Genomic DNA, 17,668 nt, shown 5'->3' on the forward strand with positions numbered 1-17,668 from the left:
GGTGTTTATGATTCCAGCCCTTCGCGCTTGCGCTGCGCGGCGACAAATGCCGCACCGAAGGACAATTTCCCTGTTGTCGGCGTCTTTGCATCCAGCACCCGCCAGAACGGCGCGATCTCGCTCAGCGTCATGCCGCGCTCCAGATCCTCGTTGGCGGCCTCGGCGACAGTGCGCAGATGATAGCCGATAGTGACTGGACATGTCACTTCGGCACCGTGCTCGGTGGCGAGCGCGGTGCGCAATGCGCGGACGTCCATGTCCACGCCCTTTGGGATGGAGCGGATGAAATCATCGACCTGCCGTGCCGCCGGCACCAGCATCGGCCGGCCCTCGATGACGTCGCCAACAGTGCGCGGCGACGGCTTTATGCCGTTGGTGCCCGGCGTATTCAGCCTGTCGCTCCAGCTCTTTACCATGCGCCACCTAGACGAAGAGCCCAAAGCTGTTGCCGTCCGGGTCGAGGCAATAGGCGAATGTGCCGGCCGGAATGGAGATCGCCGGCGAGACGACCTGACCGCCGTTCTGCCTCACCCGTTCCATGGCGTCCTCGATTGGTGCGGCAACCGACAGATGGATGGTCGGGCCGGTTCCCGGTGCTGCGGGTTTTCCGGGGTAGACGTGCCCGGATGCCATTCGGTCCTGCGCTGCGAACATGGCCAGCGGGTTCGGGCCGCTCTCCTCCAGGATGAGATCGTTCTGAAGCACCGACCCATAAAAGGCGCGCGCCCGATCCATGTCGGTGACGGGAATCTCGAACCATGCCGACGCTTTTGCAGGGATGAAGGCCATGTCTGTCTCCTGATTCTGTCGCACTATTGCACGCCGCTCCTGACACCATACTGTCAGGAGGCTTCAGCATATTCCCCTTCGGCATACTCCTTGGCGAACAGCGCGCGCATCTGCGCCAAGTCGCCGCTTCTCTGGGGGTAGAGCGTCTTCAAATAGGCAAGAGCGAAAGTGCCGGGCGCCGAACCCGGCGCGGACACGATGCGACCGTCGGCGACGGCATAGGGCACGTCCTGATAGTTCTGGGCGCCGGGGTAACCCGGTTCCTTTTCATTGATCCAGTCACGACCATTGCTGGTGTGTTTGGCCTTCTCGAACAGGCCGGCGCGCGCCAGTGCCAGCGTGCCTGCGCAGATGCCGCCGACCACGCCACGGCGCGCCGCAATTGCCGTCAGCAGTCCGGAGATATCAGGCGGTGCATCGACCCACTGATCGGAGCCGATGACCGCGACGGCGTCGAGATCGGTGTTTTCATCAACCTCCGCGGAGCGGTCGGGCGTCAGCACAAATCCGCATGCCGAGGTCACCGGCTTGCCGTTCGGGGTCAGCGACACCGCGCGTGCACCGAACCACTCGACCGCCGAAGCCGCCAGCAAGCCGTATTCCCAGTCGGCGAAGCGATCGATGAAAAAGACGCCGATGGTCTTCTGTTCGGACATTTCCTGCTCCGTCTTTCGGCGCGCCGGACCTATTATCTGGGCGCTGCAGCGTCGGCATCCAACCGTTGCCGCGAAAAAAGCACCTCAATTGCCGCGGCCGTGGCGGCCTTCGTAATTATCCGGCCAACCGATGTCCTTGCGGATGCTCTGCGGCAACCCATTCATGAAACGCCGGGTGCGGATCTCGTTGCGCATCGTCCGAATCTTGCCGACATAGTGCTGCACACTGCGCAGAATGGTAAAACCGTTCATGGCTGGTCTCCTCTCTTTCGATGGAGACACTATCGCACACCCCTCCTGACAGCAGTCTGTCAGGAGGCTGAGAGGTCTTTGGCGAGCGTGCCAGGTTTTGTCGATTCCGATCCCGCCTGCGCGAGAGAAGCAGGCTTTTTCGTCGCTCTGCGGGTTAAGTCGTTCAGCTTGCAGCGACGGACTGTCGGAATTCGCAATCCTTCTGCGATAGGGACGGCGTTCTGATATTGAAGGAGAAAAATTTTCCAGAGATCAGGGAGACGACCATGGGCCTGCAACTGACGGGAACCCACCATCTAACCGCTATCACCGCGAACGCGCCGGGAAACCTTCGTTTCTACACTGGCACTTTGGGGCTGCGGCTAGTCAAGAAGACGGTCAATCAGGACGACACGTCAGCCTATCACCTTTTCTACGCCGACGCGGAGGCGACGCCCGGTACCGACATCACCTTCTTCGACTGGCCGGTCGGACGCGAGCGGCGCGGCACCAACAGCATTGTCCGGACCAGCCTAAGGGTCGCCAGCCCTGAAAGCCTTGCCTGGTGGAAGGAACACTTGTCCGGCGAGACCGTCGCGACAGGAGAAATTGACGACATTGGCGGTTACCCGTCGCTGGATTTTGAGGATCCCGAGGGCCAGCGCCTGCGCCTCGTCAGTGATGGCGGCAAGGGCGACAGCCATGCCTGGTCTCAAAGCCCGGTCCCAGTCGAGCACCAGATACGCGGGCTTGGTCCTATCATCATCAGCGTTCCCGATATCACCAACACTGAAGCGGTGCTGACCAGGGTGATGAACATGCGCAAGGCGCGGGACCATGCCTCGCCAGACGGCGAGGGTCAGGTTCATGTCTTCGAAATGGGAGAAGGCGGGCCGGCGGCGGAGCTTCATGTCGCGGTGCAGCCGGGCTTTGCGCCGGCACGGCAAGGCGCCGGTGCGGTCCACCACGTCGCATTCAGGGCGCGGGACCAGGAGACCTTGCATCAATGGACCGCACGGCTGGCCGAATTCCGCCTACCGTCGAGCGGCGAGGTCGAACGATACTACTTCCGCTCGCTCTATTTCCGCGAGCCAAACGGCATATTGTTCGAAATCGCCACCGACGGCCCCGGGTTCACGGCCGACGAGCCGCTGGAAACGCTGGGCGAAAGGCTGGCCTTGCCGCCGTTCCTCGAACCGAACCGGGCTGCGATCGAGGCCGGCCTCAAGCCGCTGGCATAGCAACGCTTTCGTGAGCGAGCGAAAGGAGCGCTTTGACAGCCGACCGTGATGCTGGTCAAAGGCGGCATGTCGAAACTCCTCGCGCTCGTTATCATTGCCATGATGGTCATCCAGCTGATCAAGCCGCTCGGCTGGCCGGGGCTGAAGCGGCGCAGCGATTTCTGGAAGTTGGCGGTATTGGCGATGGCGGCGATTTCGATAACAGCGGCGCTGGGGCATTGGACCTAAAGCGCGTCGCGTTCGACCGACCTCACGCGACGCGCTTTAGGTTGTTGTTTTATGCATGTCGTTTTCGCAAAACCGCTGCACACTTTTGCGCGACATGCATTAGGGCTGGCGGCCCGCTATGCGAGGCGTGGTTCCTTGGCCAGCACCAAGTCGACGAGATGTTCCGCCCAGGCTCGGTAGCCGGCTTCCGAGGCATGAAATCCGTCGGAGGCAAAACCGGCTTCGGCATCAGTGATCGGCAGGCGCGGCGCCGGCACCGCGCCGCGTTCGAGGCAGAGGCGCTCGCCCATCCGGTTCATCTCGGCGGCGCGGATCTCCAGGATTTTTCCGAGCAGCGGCGGCATTGCCGGTGCCCGGGTGAATTCCAGCACCGGCGACCACACCACGCGCGCCTCCGGCCATTTGGCGCGCAGCGCGTAGAGCAGGCCGCCAAAATCGCTCTTGAAGCGTGGCACCGAGTGAAAGTTCTTGGTGTCGTTGGTGCCGATGGCGAGCACGATATGCGTCCAAGGATCGGCCGACAGATTGGGCAGCACATGGTCGCGGATCTGGCCTGAGGTCGCCGAGTTGAAGCCGGCTGCCCGCCAGCGCACCGCACGGCCAGTGCGTTTCGAGATCAGCTCGGCCAGTTGCGCGGCCAGCCCGTACTCGGAATTGCCGATGCCGACCGAAGCGGCGGAAGAATCGCCAAGCATCAGAAGCGAGACCGCCGGCGCCTGGCCTGATATCTCGTGCATGACCGGACCTTGCGCCGGCAGCATGCGGGTGGTGCGGCGGCGCACGCCGAGCCCCTGCCAGACATAGACCGGAAAGGCGAGCCAGGTGAGGAGGGCTAGAAAGCGCTGCATCGCAAACCGTTAATGGGGCAAGTCCGTTTAAGGGCATAGCGAGCAGCACTTAGCGCATATCGGGCCAAAGGCGAAAGACCTTGCGTCGGCTGCCGGTCGTCAATGACAACAGGCGTCCTGCATTTCGGACCTGTCTGCATATTCGTCGTGCAGCCGCACCCAGTCCATCAGGCTGTGATAGGGACCGGTCTCGTTGCGGCCCTTCGGCGTCAGGTCGAGGTAGTGATAAGCGCCGATCAGCGGATCGCCGCCCCTGGAGCGCGACATGAAGGTCAGGAAGATGTCGCCGTTCTCATCCCTGTAGAACACGCTGGTGCCGGGAAGGTCCTTCGATTTCAGCGCCCGCTGCTCGAAATTGTAGATCGTGTCGCCGGATGCGATTTGCTCGTCGGTGAAGGAAACCTGCATGTCGAAGTTGAAGTCCGAGGCGTAGGACGACACCCAGTCGAATTTCCAGCCCATGCGCTGTTTGTAGGGCAGGAACTCGGCCAACGGCGCCCGCGAGATCACGACCAGCGACACATCGTGGTGCTTGAGGTGCTGATTGGCGCCGTCGATGTGGTCGGCGAGGAAGGAACACCCTTCGCAACGGTAGTCGGCGCCCGGCCCGAACATGAAGTGGTAGACGATCAGCTGGCTTGCGCCGGCGAATAGTTCGGCCAGTTTCTTCGGCCCTTGTTCGGTCTCGAAGACATAGTCCTTCCGGATCTTAAACCAAGGTAATTCCCGCCGTTCGGCAGCGATGCGGTCGCGAAATCGCGTCAATTCCTTCTCGCGCGCCAGATGCGCCTTGTGTGCCTGGAACCAGTCTTCCCGTGAAACGATCTTGTTGTTTGGCATCAGCCCGCTCCTCTTTGAGCCCTAAGGACGTTTGGGCTCAACGCGAGCCGACACGGCCGCCGCGTTTTTTTGAGAGCATATGGAACCCGGGCAGATGGCCCGGGTTCGGCTGAGGTAGAAAAAATCCGGTCAGGCGGCCTGTTCCAGTTCCGGCTGCCATTTTCCAAGCGCGGCCAGATGGTTCATGTGGGCGCGGTGGGCGAAGGCGGCCTGGGCAGCGACGACGTTGGCCGCCTTGCCGCTCCACGCCTTCTGTGGCGCCGCCTGCAAGGCTCGGCCGTAGGAGAAAGTCAGCTTCCATGGATGCGGGCCGATGGCGTTGATGGCATTGAGGTTGGCGGTCGCCTCCTCGTCCGATTGCCCGCCGGAGAGAAAGGCGATGCCCCCAATCGCGGCTGGCACCGTTTCGCGGAACAGTTTTATGGTCTTTTCGGCGACTTCCTCGGGGCTGCTGGTCTTGCCCGACTTCTTGCCGGCGAGAACCATGTTCGGCTTCAGGATAGTGCCTTCGAGGACGACGCGGGCCGCGTAGAGCTCGGTGTAGAGTTTTGTCAGCGTTGCCTTGCTGATCTCGTAGCAGGTGCCGATGTCATGGGCGCCGTCCATCAGCACCTCCGGCTCGACGATCGGCACGATGCCGGCCTCCTGGCAAAGCGCCGCATAGCGGGCGAGCGCATGGGCGTTCGAGCCGATCGACGTGGCGGAAGGCACGCCTTTGGCGACGTCGATGTCGATCACCGCACGCCATTTGGCGAAACGGGCGCCTAGCTTGTAATAGTCGGCGAGCCGCTCGCGCAAGCCGTCGAGGCCTTCGGTGATCGTATCGCCGGGGTACCCAGCCAGAGGCTTGGCGCCGGCATCGACCTTGATGCCTGGGATGGCACCAGTCGCCTTGATGATGTCGACGAGCGGCGTGCCGTCCGTGGCCTTCTGGCGGATGGTCTCGTCATAGAGGATGACGCCGGAAATGTATCTGGTCATCGCCTCCTTGGCGCGGAACATCATCTCGCGATAGTCGCGGCGGCTGTCGGCGGTCGATTCGACGCCGATCACGTCGAAGCGCTTCTTGATGGTGCCGGAGCTTTCGTCGGCGGCCAAAAGACCCTTGCCGTCGGCCACCATCGCGGCGGCAATGTCCTCGAGACGTTCGCTCATTGTGCATCCTCCTGAAACAGTTGTTCCAAACTAGCAGACCACTAGTGCAAGGCAGGTTCAAGTCGAACCATTCCGAGTGGAAAACTCGAATCGATTGAAACGCGCAAACGCCCTCGTTCGCCTCTCGCCTCAGCGCTTCAGCACATCGACACCGGGCAGCGGCTTGCCCTCCATCCATTCCAGAAAGGCGCCGCCGGCGGTCGAGACGTAGGTGAAGTCGTCGGCCACGCCGGCATGGTTGAGTGCTGCCACCGTGTCGCCGCCGCCGGCGACCGAGATCAATTTGCCGGCCTTGGTGCGGGCCGCGGCGTGCTTGGCTGCCGCCACCGTCGCCCGGTCGAACGGCTCGATCTCGAAGGCGCCGAGCGGACCATTCCAGACTAGCGTCGCAGCGCGGTCGATCCAGTCGGCAACGGTCTTCACCGTCTTTTCGCCGACATCGAGGATCATGGCGTCGGCCGGCACCTCTGATATGGCGACGGTTTCGCTGGCGGCGCCCGCCTTGAATTCCCTGGCGACGACACCGTCGATCGGCAGGATGACGGCGCAGCCGGCTTCGGCCGCCTCGATCATGATCTGCTTGGCGGTGTTGGCGAGGTCGTGCTCGCACAGCGACTTTCCGACATCGGTCCCCCGCGCGGCCAGGAAGGTGTTGGCCATCCCGCCGCCGATGACCAGCGCGTCGACCTTCTTCACCAGATTCATCAGCAGGTCGATCTTGCTCGAGACTTTGGCGCCGCCAACGATGGCGACGACAGGGCGCGCGGGATTGCCGAGGCCCTTTTCCAGGGCGTCGAGTTCGGCCTGCATGGTACGGCCGGCGAAAGCCGGCAGCAGGTGCGCAAGCCCTTCCGTCGACGAATGGGCGCGGTGGGCAGCGGAAAAGGCATCGTTGACGAAGAAGTCGCCATTGGCGGCGAGCTTTTCGGTGAAGTCCGGGTCGTTCTTCTCCTCGCCCTTGTAGAAGCGGGTGTTCTCGAGCAGCAGCACGTCGCCGTTGTTCATGGCGGCGACGGCGCTCGCCGCTGCGTCGCCGATGCAATCGGCCGCGAAGCCGACAGGGCGGCCGAGCACCTCCGCGGTCGCCTTGGCGATCGGCTCAAGCGAGAATTCGGGCGACGGTCCATCCTTGGGCCGGCCGAAATGGGCAAGCAGGATGACCTTGGCGCCCTTGCCGGAAAGCTCGGCGATGGTCGGCGCGATGCGCTCGATGCGGGTGGCGTCGGTGACCTTGCCGTCGGCGACAGGAACGTTGAGGTCGACGCGCACCAGCACCCGCCTGCCATCGATATTGCCAATGTCGTCCAGTGTCTTAAAGCCGGCCATGCTGTTCCCTTTCGCAAAAAACGCCGGGACCTTAACCCGCATCAACGACGATGCAAGACCTGCAATGGTGCTACGCGGAAAATATGACCACGGCTTGTGTCGGAAGCCGTCAGCCCCCGTCGGTTGCCTTTTCCACCACCGGCTGTGGAGCGGGTTCCGCGTCCGCCGGCGCCTCGGCATTCCGCTTTTTGATCCGCTTGCGCCAATTGCGCACAAAGGCAACGATGCGGTCGGCGATTTCGCCGGCACTCAGGAACACCGGCACCCGTGCCACCGGCGCGGTCGGCTCGAGGGAAAGACCGAGACCAGTAATCTTGCCCTTGTCGTCGACGTCGCGGACGATCAGCTCGATCGGACCAATCAGCACGCGGTCGGCATATTCGGCATGGCCGCCGAGCCGCTCCGTCACAAGGTCGCCGACGGTCAGCTTGCGTTCCTCCTCGGTCAGGCCCGGCGCGTAAGCGGCTTCCAGTTCCGCGGCGGAGCGCGCCGGATCGACGGCGAAGGCGCCGAAGAAGTCCGCATCCTCGGGATCGACCACGGCGCGGCTGGCGAACAGCTTGTCGAGCAGGGCTGGATAGCGATCCGGCACGAAGATGTAGACATGGTCGCCGGCGGCGAGCCTGCCCATGTCCTGGAAGCGCATCGAGCGTCCATCACGCAGCACCAGCGACGGCCGCGCCCAGCGCGGAATGCGCTCACCGCGCGCCACCGGGCTGCCAGGTGCTACGCGGTAGGCGAGCAGTTCGTGATGGGCGGAGCCCGGCAATTCGAGTTCGACCTTGTCCAACGGACCCAGGCGGGCCGGCACGATCAGGCCGAGGCGGCGCGCCAGCGGTCCGACAGTCCATCCCTGGATGACCAGCGACACCAGCACGACGATGAAGGCGGTGTTGAAGATGAGGCGGCCGTTCTCAAGGCCGCCAAGCAGCGGCGTGATGGCGAGCAGGATCGACACGGCGCCACGCAGGCCCACCCATGAGACGAAGGCGACTTCCGGGCGCGGCAGACGGAACGGCGTCAGGCAAAGCCAGACGGCGATCGGCCGTGCCACGAATATCAGGAACAGGCCCAGCAGCACCGCCGGCAGCAGGATCGCCGGAAATTGCGAGGGCGTCGCGAACAGGCCAAGGATCAGGAACATGATGATCTGTGCCAGCCACGACATGCCGTCCTGGAAGCGCTTGAGGATGGTGACGGCGCGGATGTCGGAATTGCCGGCAATGAGGCCGGCAAGATAGACCGCCAGAAACCCGGAGCCGCCAATGGCGCCGGCAGCGGCGAACACCATCAGCGACAGCGTCAGCACGAAGATCGGCAGCAGCCCGTGGTCGAGATTGAGCCGGTCGACAAGCCGCACGATGGCGAGGCCGCCGAAAATGCCGACAATGGCGCCAAGCCCCATGTTGAGAAGGAAGCCGAGTACGAGGTCGGTAACCAGCACCCTGGCCTCGGGATTGGCGTTGGCGGCGATGATCTCGACCAGGCTGATGGTCAGGAAGATGGCGATCGGATCATTGGTGCCGGATTCCACCTCGAGCGTGGAACGCGTGCGTTCGCGCAAATTGATCTCGCCGGCGCGCAACAGGAAGAACACGGCTGCCGCGTCGGTCGACGCGACAGCGGCCCCGAGCAGGAAGGATTCCAGCCAGCTGAGATCGAGCAGATAGTGGGCGACGACGCCGAACAGGCCAGTGGTCAAAAGGACGCCGATAGTCGCCAGCGACAGTGCCGGTCCGGCCGCCTGCCGCAAAGCGTTGAGCGGCGTGCCGAAACCGGAATCGAACAGGATGACCGCCAGGGCCAGCGAGCCGGCAAAATAAGCCAGCCGCGCATTGTCGAACTGGATGCCGAGGCCGTCGGTTCCCGTGGCTAGGCCAATGCAGAGAAACAGCAGCAAGAGAGGGGCGCCGAAGCGGAAGGCGATCAGGCTCGAAAACGCGGCGGCAACGACCAGTGCGGCGCCGACCAGCGTCACGAGATAGATCGCATGCTCCATCCGCCAATTGCCCCTCGAATTCGTGTTCCTCTCGCTTTACGGCAGAGTGAGGCGAAGACATGACCGGTGCAAGGCGGGAGGGTGGTTTTTTGCCCTATGCCGCTGATTTTTGAGTGTTTTGGCGCTCAAGGCGCGGTCTTGCCAATCAAACCGTCAGAGCGCCGTTTGCGCATCCAAAAGGGCGCTGGGCGCTCTCATGAAAAACGCCCGGACAGAGCCGGGCGTTTCAAGTCGCAATAAGATGGTTCTGCGATCAGGCGATGGTCTTGCCGAACGCGACGGCGGTGTCGGCCATGCGGTTGGAAAAACCCCATTCATTGTCGTACCAGGACAGCACCGAAACGAAGTTGCCGTCCATGACCTTGGTCTGGTCGAGCGCCATGATCGAGGAATGCGGATCGTGGTTGAAGTCGATCGACACGTTCGGATGACGGGTGACGGCGAGAATGCCTTTCAGCTTGCCGTTGGAGGCGGCGATCACTGCCTCGTTGATCTCCTGTACGGTCGTCGGCCGCTTGGCGATGAACTTGAAATCGACGACCGAGACGTTCGGCGTCGGTACGCGGATAGAGATGCCGTCGAGCTTGCCCTTGAGGTCGGGCAGCACCAGGCCGATCGCCTTGGCCGCGCCGGTCGAGGTCGGGATCTGCGACAGGGCCGCGGCGCGGGCGCGGTAGAGATCCTTATGCATGGTGTCCAGCGTCGGCTGGTCGCCGGTGTAGGAGTGGATCGTCGTCATCATGCCCTTCTCGATGCCGACGGCCTCATGCAGCACGGCTGCCAGCGGCGCCAGGCAGTTGGTGGTGCAGGAGGCGTTCGAGATGACGATGTGGTCCTTGGTCAGCTTGTCATGGTTGATGCCATAGACGACGGTGAGGTCCGCGCCCTCCGCAGGCGCCGAGACGAGGACGCGCTTGGCGCCGGCGGTCAGATGCGCCGCGGCCTTGTCGCGGGCGGTGAAGATGCCGGTGCATTCGAGCGCGATGTCGATGCCGAGCTCCTTCCACGGCAACTGCGTCGGGTCCTTGATCGCGGTGACCTTGAATTTTTCGGTGCCGACGGTGATCTGGTCACCGTCAACCGTCACTTCATGCGGGAAGCGGCCATGCACGCTGTCGAAGCGCAGCAGATGCGCGTTGGTCTCGACCGGGCCGAGGTCGTTGACGGCGACGACGTCGATGTCCTTGCGGCCGGATTCGTGGATGGCGCGCAGGATGTTGCGGCCGATGCGGCCGAATCCATTGATGGCAACTCTGACGGTCATTTTTCTCTCCCTGGGAGTTGGAGGCCGAAGATCAAGTCCGCAGCTTCATAACGGCGGGCTGTCAAAGAATCCAGCCGTCGATGAGTTGGATTTAAGTCCACCAGACGGAGGCTGCCCGCAAAACCGCTATGCGCGGTCTCGCGGGTGTCTGGCTTTACTCGCCGTGCAGGCGGGCTTCGGCCGCCTTCACCGTCGCTTCCGCGGTGATGCCGAAATGCGGATAGAGCTGTTCGATCGTGCCAGACGCGCCGAAGCCGGTCATGCCGATGAAGATGCCGTCGGTGCCGATGAAATGATCCCAGCCCTGACGGATGCCGGCTTCGATGGCGATCTTGATCGGCGCGTTGCCGATCGTCTTGTTGCGATAGTCGGCGCTCTGCTTGTCGAACAATTCGAAGCAGGGGACAGAGACGACGCGGGTCGGATGGTCGTGCTTCTCCAATGCCTCGCGCGCCGCCAGCGCAATCTCGACCTCGGAACCCGAAGCGAAGATCGTCACCGCCGCATCGCCACTGGCGGCGGCCAGCTCATAGGCGCCCTGGCGGCTGAGGTTTTCCGCAACGAAGTCGTTGCGCACCGCCGGCAGGTTCTGCCGGGTCAGCGCCAGCGTCGAAGGCGTCTTTTCCTGTTCGATGGCCAGTTGCCAGCATTCGGCGGTCTCGACCGCGTCCGCCGGGCGGAAGACATTGTGGTTCGGAATGGCGCGCAGTGCGGCCAGATGCTCGACCGGCTGATGGGTCGGGCCGTCTTCGCCGAGACCGATCGAATCATGGGTCATGACGAAGATCGAGCGGATGCCCATCAGCGAAGCAAGCCGCATCGACGGACGGGCGTAGTCGGAAAAGCACATGAACGTGCCGCCATAGGCGATGATGCCACCGTGCAGCGTCAGTCCGTTGAGCGCGGCAGCCATGCCGTGCTCGCGGACGCCGTAGTGAACGTAGCGCTGGCCATAGTCGTCGGCAGTGATGTTCTTGGTCTGGCTCGTCTTGGTGTTGTTGGAGCCGGTCAGGTCGGCCGAGCCGCCGATGGTTTCCGGCACCGCGCCGTTGATGATTTCGAGCGCCATTTCCGACGATTTGCGGGTGGCGACCTTCGGTTTGTCAGCGGCGAGCTTCTTCTTGTAATCAGTGATGACGGCGTCGAAATTCGCCGGCAGCGCGCCACTGATGCGACGCTCGAATTCGCTGCGCAATTGGGCGTCGGCCTTGGCAAGGCGGCCTTCCCAGTCGGTGCGTGCCTTGATGCCCGTCTTGCCGGCGTCGCGCCAGGCATCGAGGATATCGGCAGGAAGCTCGAAAGGCGGATAATCCCAACCGAAGAATTTTCTCGCGCCGGCGATTTCCTCAGCGCCGAGCGGCGAACCGTGTGACTTGTTGGTGCCGGCCTTGGTCGGCGCGCCGAAGCCGATCGTCGTCTTGCAGGCGATCATCGTCGGCTTGTCGGAATGGCGGGCCGCCTCGATGGCATAGGCGATCGCCTCCGGATCCTGCCCGTCAATGTGGCTGGCGTTCCAGCCGGATGCCTGGAAGCGAGCGACCTGATCGGTGTTGTCGGCCAGCGACACCGGGCCGTCGATCGAGATGTTGTTGTTGTCCCAAAAGACGATCAGCTTGTTCAGCTTGAGATGCCCGGCAAGTGCGATGGCCTCCTGGGAAACACCCTCCATCAGGCAGCCGTCGCCGGCCAGTACATAGGTGTAGTGGTCGACGAGGTCGTTGCCGAAGGCGGCATTCATGATGCGCTCGCCGAGTGCGAAGCCGACCGAATTGGCGAGGCCCTGGCCGAGCGGGCCGGTCGTCGTCTCGATGCCGGCGGCATGGCCAAATTCGGGATGGCCTGCCGTCCTCGACCCCACTTGCCGAAAATGCTTGATCTGGTCGAGGGTGATGTCCTCGTAGCCGGTCAGATAAAGCAGCGAATAGAGCAGCATCGAACCGTGGCCGGCCGACAGGATGAAACGGTCGCGATCGGGCCAATGCGGGCTCTTCGGATCGTATTTCAGGAAACGCGTGAACAGCACGGTGGCGATGTCGGCGCAGCCCATGGGCAGGCCGGGGTGGCCGGACTGGGCCTTCTCGACGGCGTCCATGGAAAGAAAACGGATCGCATTGGCCATCCGGTCATGTCGTTCACGCGAGGTCATGCTTCCTCCAGTGTGGGGGTTCGGGGCCTTGGGAGAGCCCGGGAAAGGGGGTGCGCGACACATAGCAGGCGCGGCTTTTTAGTCAACAAACCGGCGCGCTTTTGCCGATCTTGTTAGTCAATAACCCGGCGCTTTTGCCGGTCTTGTGATGGCGCCAGAAGGGTCTTGGAGGCTCTACATTAGCGTTAGCAGGGGACAGTCGCGAGAGCTTTGTTGACGTTGGCTTCACACGGCGGGTAATGTTTCAGACATAACGCGTTCTGAACGTGGATGATTCGGTGATGGGCAGGGCGCAGGACGAAAGCCATGACCGGGGAAACGACACTCAAGGAAGTCATCGCCAGACTGGGTAAGGCCATCGAAGGGCTGGAAAATGCCGTCGCGGCCAAGCTCGAGCATGAGCGTGACTATACGGAAGCCGAGGCGGAGGTGCAGCGCATGAACGCCGACCGCTCGCGGCTGGCGCAGGAACTCGACAATTCCGAAGCGCGCGCCGAACGGCTGGAAGACGCCAACAAGGAAGTGTCGCGTCGGCTGGTGACCGCCATGGAAACCATCCGCGCCGTGTTGGACAGATAGGGGCTGGCCCAATGGCACAAGTCACGGTTTCCATCGACGGCAAGCAGTATCGCATGGCTTGCGACGAGGGCCAGGAAGAACATCTGATCGACCTTGCCGAGCGCTTCGACCGCTATGTCTCGCATCTGAAGGATTCGTTCGGCGAGATCGGCGACCAGCGGCTGACGGTGATGGCCGGCATCATGGTCATGGACGAGCTTTCGGAATTGCAAAAACGCGTCAAGGGCATGGAAAGCGAAGTGCTGACGCTGCGCAAGACGCGTGACGACGCGCTGACCAAGGCCGATAAGAACGATACCGCGCTGACCCAAGCGCTTGGCGCGCTCGCCCAGCGCATGGAAGATCTGGCGACGACGCTGGCGGTGAACAAGGCCTGAGCCAGCGCAGCGGAAATTCCTGCTGCCTTTGCCGAGAAGCAATGAAAATATTTTCGCAGCCGGCCTTGATGCCGGCGCAACAGGCGTTTGAAGGATGACGCCGGAGTGGTAGAAAGGCAAAAGCAGCGCCGGTCAATGCCGGCTGCAATCTGCACTCACAGGGTAGGGACACGTCATGAGCCTCCGTATCAACGATACCGCGCCGGATTTCACGGCCGAAACCACGCAAGGTACGATCAACTTCCACGAATGGATCGGTGACGGCTGGGCGGTGCTTTTCAGCCATCCGAAGAATTTCACGCCGGTCTGCACGACCGAGCTCGGCACGATGGCCGGGCTGGAAGGCGAGTTCAAGAAGCGCAACGTCAAGATCATCGGCATTTCCGTCGATCCGGTCGAAAGCCATGGCAAATGGCAGGATGATATCAAGAAGGCGACCGGCCAATCGGTGAACTACCCGCTGATCGGCGACAAGGACCTCAAGGTCGCCAAGCTTTACGAAATGCTGCCGGCGGGTGCCGGCGAAACCTCGGAAGGGCGCACGCCTGCCGACAACGCGACGGTGCGTTCAGTTTACGTCATCGGCCCCGACAAGAAGATCAAGCTGGTCCTCACCTATCCGATGACGACCGGCCGCAACTTCGATGAGATCCTGCGCGCGATCGATTCCATACAGTTGACCGCCAAGCACCAGGTGGCGACGCCAGCGAACTGGAAGCAGGGCGAAGACGTCATCATCACCGCCGCTGTTTCCAACGAGGACGCGATCAAGCGTTTCGGCGCCTACGAGACGATCCTGCCGTATCTCCGGAAGACCAAGCAGCCCTCCGCCTGAGCGGCTAGCGCGGTACGGAAGGATTTTCGGCCGTTTTGCCTCGGCGAAGCATGCGGTGCTTGACGGCGTGGCGTTGGCGAATGACCATGCTCTTCTTTTACACCGGCAGGGAAAACCATTCCTGCCGGGTGGGAGTTGAGGGAGCCGAGATTGGACGCGACATCGGCCAAGCTGCAAGTGGCAGGCTTTTACGACAAGCCGAGCGGGTCCATCCAGTATGTCGTCGCCGACCCGCAGACGCGACGATGCGCAATCATCGATCCGGTCCTCGATTTCGACGAGAAGTCCGGCGCAACAGCGACGAAGAATGCCGACGCCCTGCTCGATTTCGTCAGGGAGAACGGGCTGGAGGTCGAGTGGATCCTCGACACGCACCCGCATGCGGACCATTTCTCGGCGGCGCATTATCTCAAGGAGAAGACACGAGCGCCTACGGCGATCGGCGACAAGATCATCGACGTCCAGAAATTGTGGAAAGCGATCTACAACTGGCCGGATTTTCCTGCCGATGGGTCCCAGTGGAACAGGCTGTTTGCCGATGGCGAGACCTTTTCGGTCGGCGGCATTCCGGCAAAGGTGCTTTTTTCGCCAGGCCACACGCTGGCCTCGATCACCTATGTGATCGGCGACGCCGCTTTCATCCATGATACGCTGTTCATGCCGGACAGCGGCACGGCGAGAGCGGACTTTCCCGGCGGCAGTGCCGCGCAACTCTGGCGCTCGATCCAGGATATCCTCGCGCTGCCGGACGAGACACGTCTGTTCGTCGGTCATGACTACCAGACGGGAGGACGCGAACCCTTGTGGGAGAGCACGGTCGCGGAACAGAAATCCAAGAACACCCATGCTGCCGCCTGCAGGACAGAGGCCGATTTCGTGGCATTGCGCGAGGCGCGCGACAGGACGCTGCCGATGCCTAGGCTGATCCTGCACGCACTGCAGGTCAACATGAATGGCGGGCGGTTGCCGGAACCGGAATCCAACGGCCGGCGGTATCTGAAGTTTCCGTTGGATTGCCTTTGACGAGTCGTTGGCAGACGGCACTACGCATTCCGGGAAGTCAGCGCGCGGTGCGATCTGCCTGTTCTCCCCGTCACTATACGGTCACTATACGGGGAGAAGGTGGCGGCAGCCGGATGAGGGGCAGCGCAGACGCCAGCTAGTCTAGCTTCAGGGTTTTGTTCGGCGGACTAAATGTTCATACGTGATTTGCCAAGGGTCGCTCTCGGACGATCTTTCCTCGCCGATCCAATGGAAGCTGTTGGCAGTGATCTCAGTGAAACGCCATCGAGTTTTCAGACCGCGCGAGTCAGTGCCGAGTTGGACAATGTCCTTACCCTCGGCCCGCCCGATCTGGCGCGAGTGATCTCGGTTGAGCGGGTCGTTCCATATGATGTGCCAGCCATCGATCCCAGGATCGAAGATGCGCAAAGTCGTGCCATACATCGTGGACGGCGCAGGGCGCTTGGGCCTAATCCAGACGTCCTGAATCGCGCGGCCTTCGAGCACCCAGCCAAAATGGCATTCTCCATTCCACTTCTGGATTGTGCCGTCGTCGAGGTAGTGGACCGTGTCCATTTCCCAGCTTCCAATTAGCCATCCATACAGGTCCATGTCTTTCGCTCGGTCGGCTGGGGGACCTTCGGATCCGAGAGCGGTTAGAAACGGAGAAATCGTCATCGTCATACTGCCTTTGGTTTCTAAACAGGCGAGCTCAACTGCCCAGCGCAGCCCCGACGGCCCATTGTCGCGCCCGCTTGCCGCAAGCGCCACCTTTGTGAAATTTCGCGACGGAAGCCGTGTCGGCGCCGGAACATTGCCGCCACAATTTGCAGCGTTGCGGTTTCCAGGGCTTGGGGAAAATTGCTATAATGCCGCTATGAGCCGGCCAGGCTGATCACACCGATGATTGAGTGGTTTATGGCGACGGATCGGGCGTTCGCGAAGGTGCGGCGGAACCGGCAACCCTAGCTAGAATATGACACCAAGCGACAGTTCCTCTGGCAGTCCGAGGACCAATAAAAAAGGCGGCGCCAGTTGCCTGACGCCGCCGTTATTTGTTGCCGTCGGAAGCTTTATGCCGCCGGCTGCGCCTCGATGGTGCGCAGGGCCTGCATCTGGCGCTTGGCCGCGGCCTTGACTGCGTCCTGCACCTTCTCGAAGGCGCGCACCTCGATCTGGCGCACGCGCTCGCGGCTGATGTCGAACTCGGCCGACAGCTCTTCCAGCGTCAGCGGCTCCTCGGCCAGGCGGCGCGCCTCGAAGATGCGCCGCTCGCGCTCGTTGAGCACGGCCAGAGCGCCCGACAGCATACCGCGCCGGTTTTCCAGCTCGTCCTGCTCGATCAGCGCTTCTTCCTGGCTTTCGTGGTCGTCGACCAGCCAGTCCTGCCATTCACCTGATTCACCTTCGCTCGCCCGGATCGGTGCGTTGAGCGAGGCGTCGCCCGACAGGCGGCGGTTCATCGACACCACCTCCGCTTCGGACACGTTGAGGCGGGTGGCGATCTCGGTGATCTGGTCGGGCTTCAAATCGCCGTCGTCGAGCGCCTGGATCTTGCCCTTCACCTTGCGCAGGTTGAAGAACAGACGCTTCTGGTTGGCGGTTGTGCCCATCTTGACCAGGCTCCACGAGCGCAGGATGTATTCCTGGATCGAGGCCTTGATCCACCACATGGCATAGGTGGCGAGCCGGAAGCCGCGCTCCGGTTCGAATTTCTTGACGGCCTGCATCAGGCCGACATTGCCTTCCGAGATCACTTCGCCGATCGGCAGGCCGTAGCCGCGATAGCCCATGGCGATCTTGGCGACGAGCCGCAGATGGCTGGTGACGAGCTTGTGCGCAGCCGTGGTGTCCTCATGCTCGGCGTAACGCTTGGCGAGCATGTACTCTTCCTGCGGCTGAAGCATCGGAAAGCGACGGATTTCTTCCAGGTAGCGGCTGAGGCCGCCTTCGCCGGAAACGATACTGGGTAATGATTGGGCCATGATAGCGCCCCTCTCTCTTGGAGTGGTGCCCCCGAAACGCGGCGGGCATACATCGCGACGCCAAAGGCTCGTCGCGACAACCGGTGTATATAGGAACAAAACCAGAAAGGACAGCATTGGTTCAACACGAAACAGTGTGTCACGTTAAAGTGAACAACGCCGGTCAG

Annotated in this window: 19 protein-coding genes and 1 pseudogene; 7 read left to right on the forward strand and 13 right to left on the reverse strand. The window is 62.3% G+C overall.

Annotation, left to right across the window (positions count from 1 at the left end):
• Positions 1-5: 5 nt before the first annotated feature.
• The 4 genes from AC0L3L_RS05270 to AC0L3L_RS05285 form a co-directional block, all read right to left on the reverse strand.
• Positions 6-416, reverse strand: a complete 411-nt coding sequence (locus AC0L3L_RS05270; RefSeq protein ID WP_473636807.1) for a hypothetical protein — start codon at positions 414-416, stop codon at positions 6-8.
• 7 nt (positions 417-423) lie between these two features.
• A complete protein-coding gene (locus AC0L3L_RS05275) occupies positions 424-789 on the reverse strand; it encodes a VOC family protein (RefSeq protein ID WP_123150198.1) in 366 nt (121 codons plus the stop codon).
• A gap of 53 nt (positions 790-842) precedes the next feature.
• On the reverse strand, positions 843-1,445 hold the full coding sequence (locus AC0L3L_RS05280; protein ID WP_473486950.1) for a DJ-1/PfpI family protein: 603 nt from the start codon (positions 1,443-1,445) through the stop codon (positions 843-845).
• 84 nt (positions 1,446-1,529) lie between these two features.
• Positions 1,530-1,697 (reverse strand): hypothetical protein, encoded by a 168-nt coding sequence (locus AC0L3L_RS05285; protein WP_095495301.1) that lies wholly within the window; start codon positions 1,695-1,697, stop codon positions 1,530-1,532.
• Positions 1,698-1,963: 266 nt separating this feature from the next.
• On the opposite strand from AC0L3L_RS05285, the gene AC0L3L_RS05290 reads away from it, so the two are divergent.
• Entirely contained in the window at positions 1,964-2,917 is a 954-nt protein-coding gene (locus AC0L3L_RS05290) for a ring-cleaving dioxygenase (RefSeq protein WP_473636808.1), read from the forward strand.
• Positions 2,918-2,962: 45 nt separating this feature from the next.
• On the forward strand, positions 2,963-3,145 hold the full coding sequence (locus AC0L3L_RS05295; RefSeq protein ID WP_165848714.1) for a hypothetical protein: 183 nt from the start codon (positions 2,963-2,965) through the stop codon (positions 3,143-3,145).
• A 116-nt stretch (positions 3,146-3,261) separates the two neighbouring features.
• Here the strand turns inward: AC0L3L_RS05295 and AC0L3L_RS05300 are convergent, their stop codons facing one another.
• From AC0L3L_RS05300 to tkt, 7 genes are all read right to left on the reverse strand, one after another.
• On the reverse strand, positions 3,262-3,993 hold the full coding sequence (locus tag AC0L3L_RS05300) for an SGNH/GDSL hydrolase family protein (protein ID WP_123150201.1): 732 nt from the start codon (positions 3,991-3,993) through the stop codon (positions 3,262-3,264).
• 99 nt (positions 3,994-4,092) lie between these two features.
• Positions 4,093-4,833, reverse strand: a complete 741-nt coding sequence (locus tag AC0L3L_RS05305; RefSeq protein ID WP_473636809.1) for a DUF899 domain-containing protein — start codon at positions 4,831-4,833, stop codon at positions 4,093-4,095.
• Positions 4,834-4,962: 129 nt separating this feature from the next.
• Complete coding sequence (locus AC0L3L_RS05310; protein ID WP_473636810.1) at positions 4,963-5,988, reverse strand: class I fructose-bisphosphate aldolase; 1,026 nt, start codon at positions 5,986-5,988, stop codon at positions 4,963-4,965.
• 129 nt (positions 5,989-6,117) lie between these two features.
• Positions 6,118-7,314, reverse strand: a complete 1,197-nt coding sequence (locus AC0L3L_RS05315; RefSeq protein WP_473636811.1) for a phosphoglycerate kinase — start codon at positions 7,312-7,314, stop codon at positions 6,118-6,120.
• Positions 7,315-7,423: 109 nt separating this feature from the next.
• Positions 7,424-9,313 (reverse strand): potassium/proton antiporter, encoded by a 1,890-nt coding sequence (locus tag AC0L3L_RS05320; RefSeq protein ID WP_473636812.1) that lies wholly within the window; start codon positions 9,311-9,313, stop codon positions 7,424-7,426.
• 253 nt (positions 9,314-9,566) lie between these two features.
• Complete coding sequence (gap, locus tag AC0L3L_RS05325; protein WP_473525617.1) at positions 9,567-10,577, reverse strand: type I glyceraldehyde-3-phosphate dehydrogenase; 1,011 nt, start codon at positions 10,575-10,577, stop codon at positions 9,567-9,569.
• Positions 10,578-10,731: 154 nt separating this feature from the next.
• Entirely contained in the window at positions 10,732-12,723 is a 1,992-nt protein-coding gene (gene tkt / locus AC0L3L_RS05330; protein WP_473636813.1) for a transketolase, read from the reverse strand.
• A 306-nt stretch (positions 12,724-13,029) separates the two neighbouring features.
• Here tkt and AC0L3L_RS05335 point away from each other — a divergent pair, with 306 nt between their 5' ends.
• From AC0L3L_RS05335 to AC0L3L_RS05350, 4 genes are all read left to right on the forward strand, one after another.
• On the forward strand, positions 13,030-13,302 hold the full coding sequence (locus tag AC0L3L_RS05335) for a DUF4164 domain-containing protein (RefSeq protein WP_023797069.1): 273 nt from the start codon (positions 13,030-13,032) through the stop codon (positions 13,300-13,302).
• A gap of 11 nt (positions 13,303-13,313) precedes the next feature.
• Positions 13,314-13,679, forward strand: a complete 366-nt coding sequence (locus AC0L3L_RS05340; protein ID WP_473636814.1) for a cell division protein ZapA — start codon at positions 13,314-13,316, stop codon at positions 13,677-13,679.
• A 175-nt stretch (positions 13,680-13,854) separates the two neighbouring features.
• Entirely contained in the window at positions 13,855-14,514 is a 660-nt protein-coding gene (locus tag AC0L3L_RS05345; protein ID WP_473636815.1) for a peroxiredoxin, read from the forward strand.
• A 150-nt stretch (positions 14,515-14,664) separates the two neighbouring features.
• On the forward strand, positions 14,665-15,537 hold the full coding sequence (locus AC0L3L_RS05350) for an MBL fold metallo-hydrolase (protein WP_473636816.1): 873 nt from the start codon (positions 14,665-14,667) through the stop codon (positions 15,535-15,537).
• A 147-nt stretch (positions 15,538-15,684) separates the two neighbouring features.
• Here the strand turns inward: AC0L3L_RS05350 and AC0L3L_RS05355 are convergent, their stop codons facing one another.
• Positions 15,685-16,092: a hypothetical protein gene (locus tag AC0L3L_RS05355; protein WP_473636817.1), complete on the reverse strand. Its 408-nt coding sequence runs from the start codon at positions 16,090-16,092 to the stop codon at positions 15,685-15,687.
• Positions 16,093-16,395: 303 nt separating this feature from the next.
• Between AC0L3L_RS05355 and AC0L3L_RS05360 the strand changes: the two are divergent.
• Positions 16,396-16,485: pseudogene (locus AC0L3L_RS05360) on the forward strand (DUF2274 domain-containing protein); the annotation flags it as partial.
• Between the two features lie 104 nt (positions 16,486-16,589).
• Here AC0L3L_RS05360 and rpoH read toward each other — a convergent pair.
• Positions 16,590-17,501, reverse strand: coding sequence for an RNA polymerase sigma factor RpoH (gene rpoH / locus AC0L3L_RS05365; protein ID WP_029348727.1), 912 nt, complete (start codon positions 17,499-17,501; stop codon positions 16,590-16,592).
• Between the last annotated feature and the right edge of the window lie 167 nt (positions 17,502-17,668).

Source organism: Mesorhizobium sp. WSM4849 (assembly GCF_055811385.1).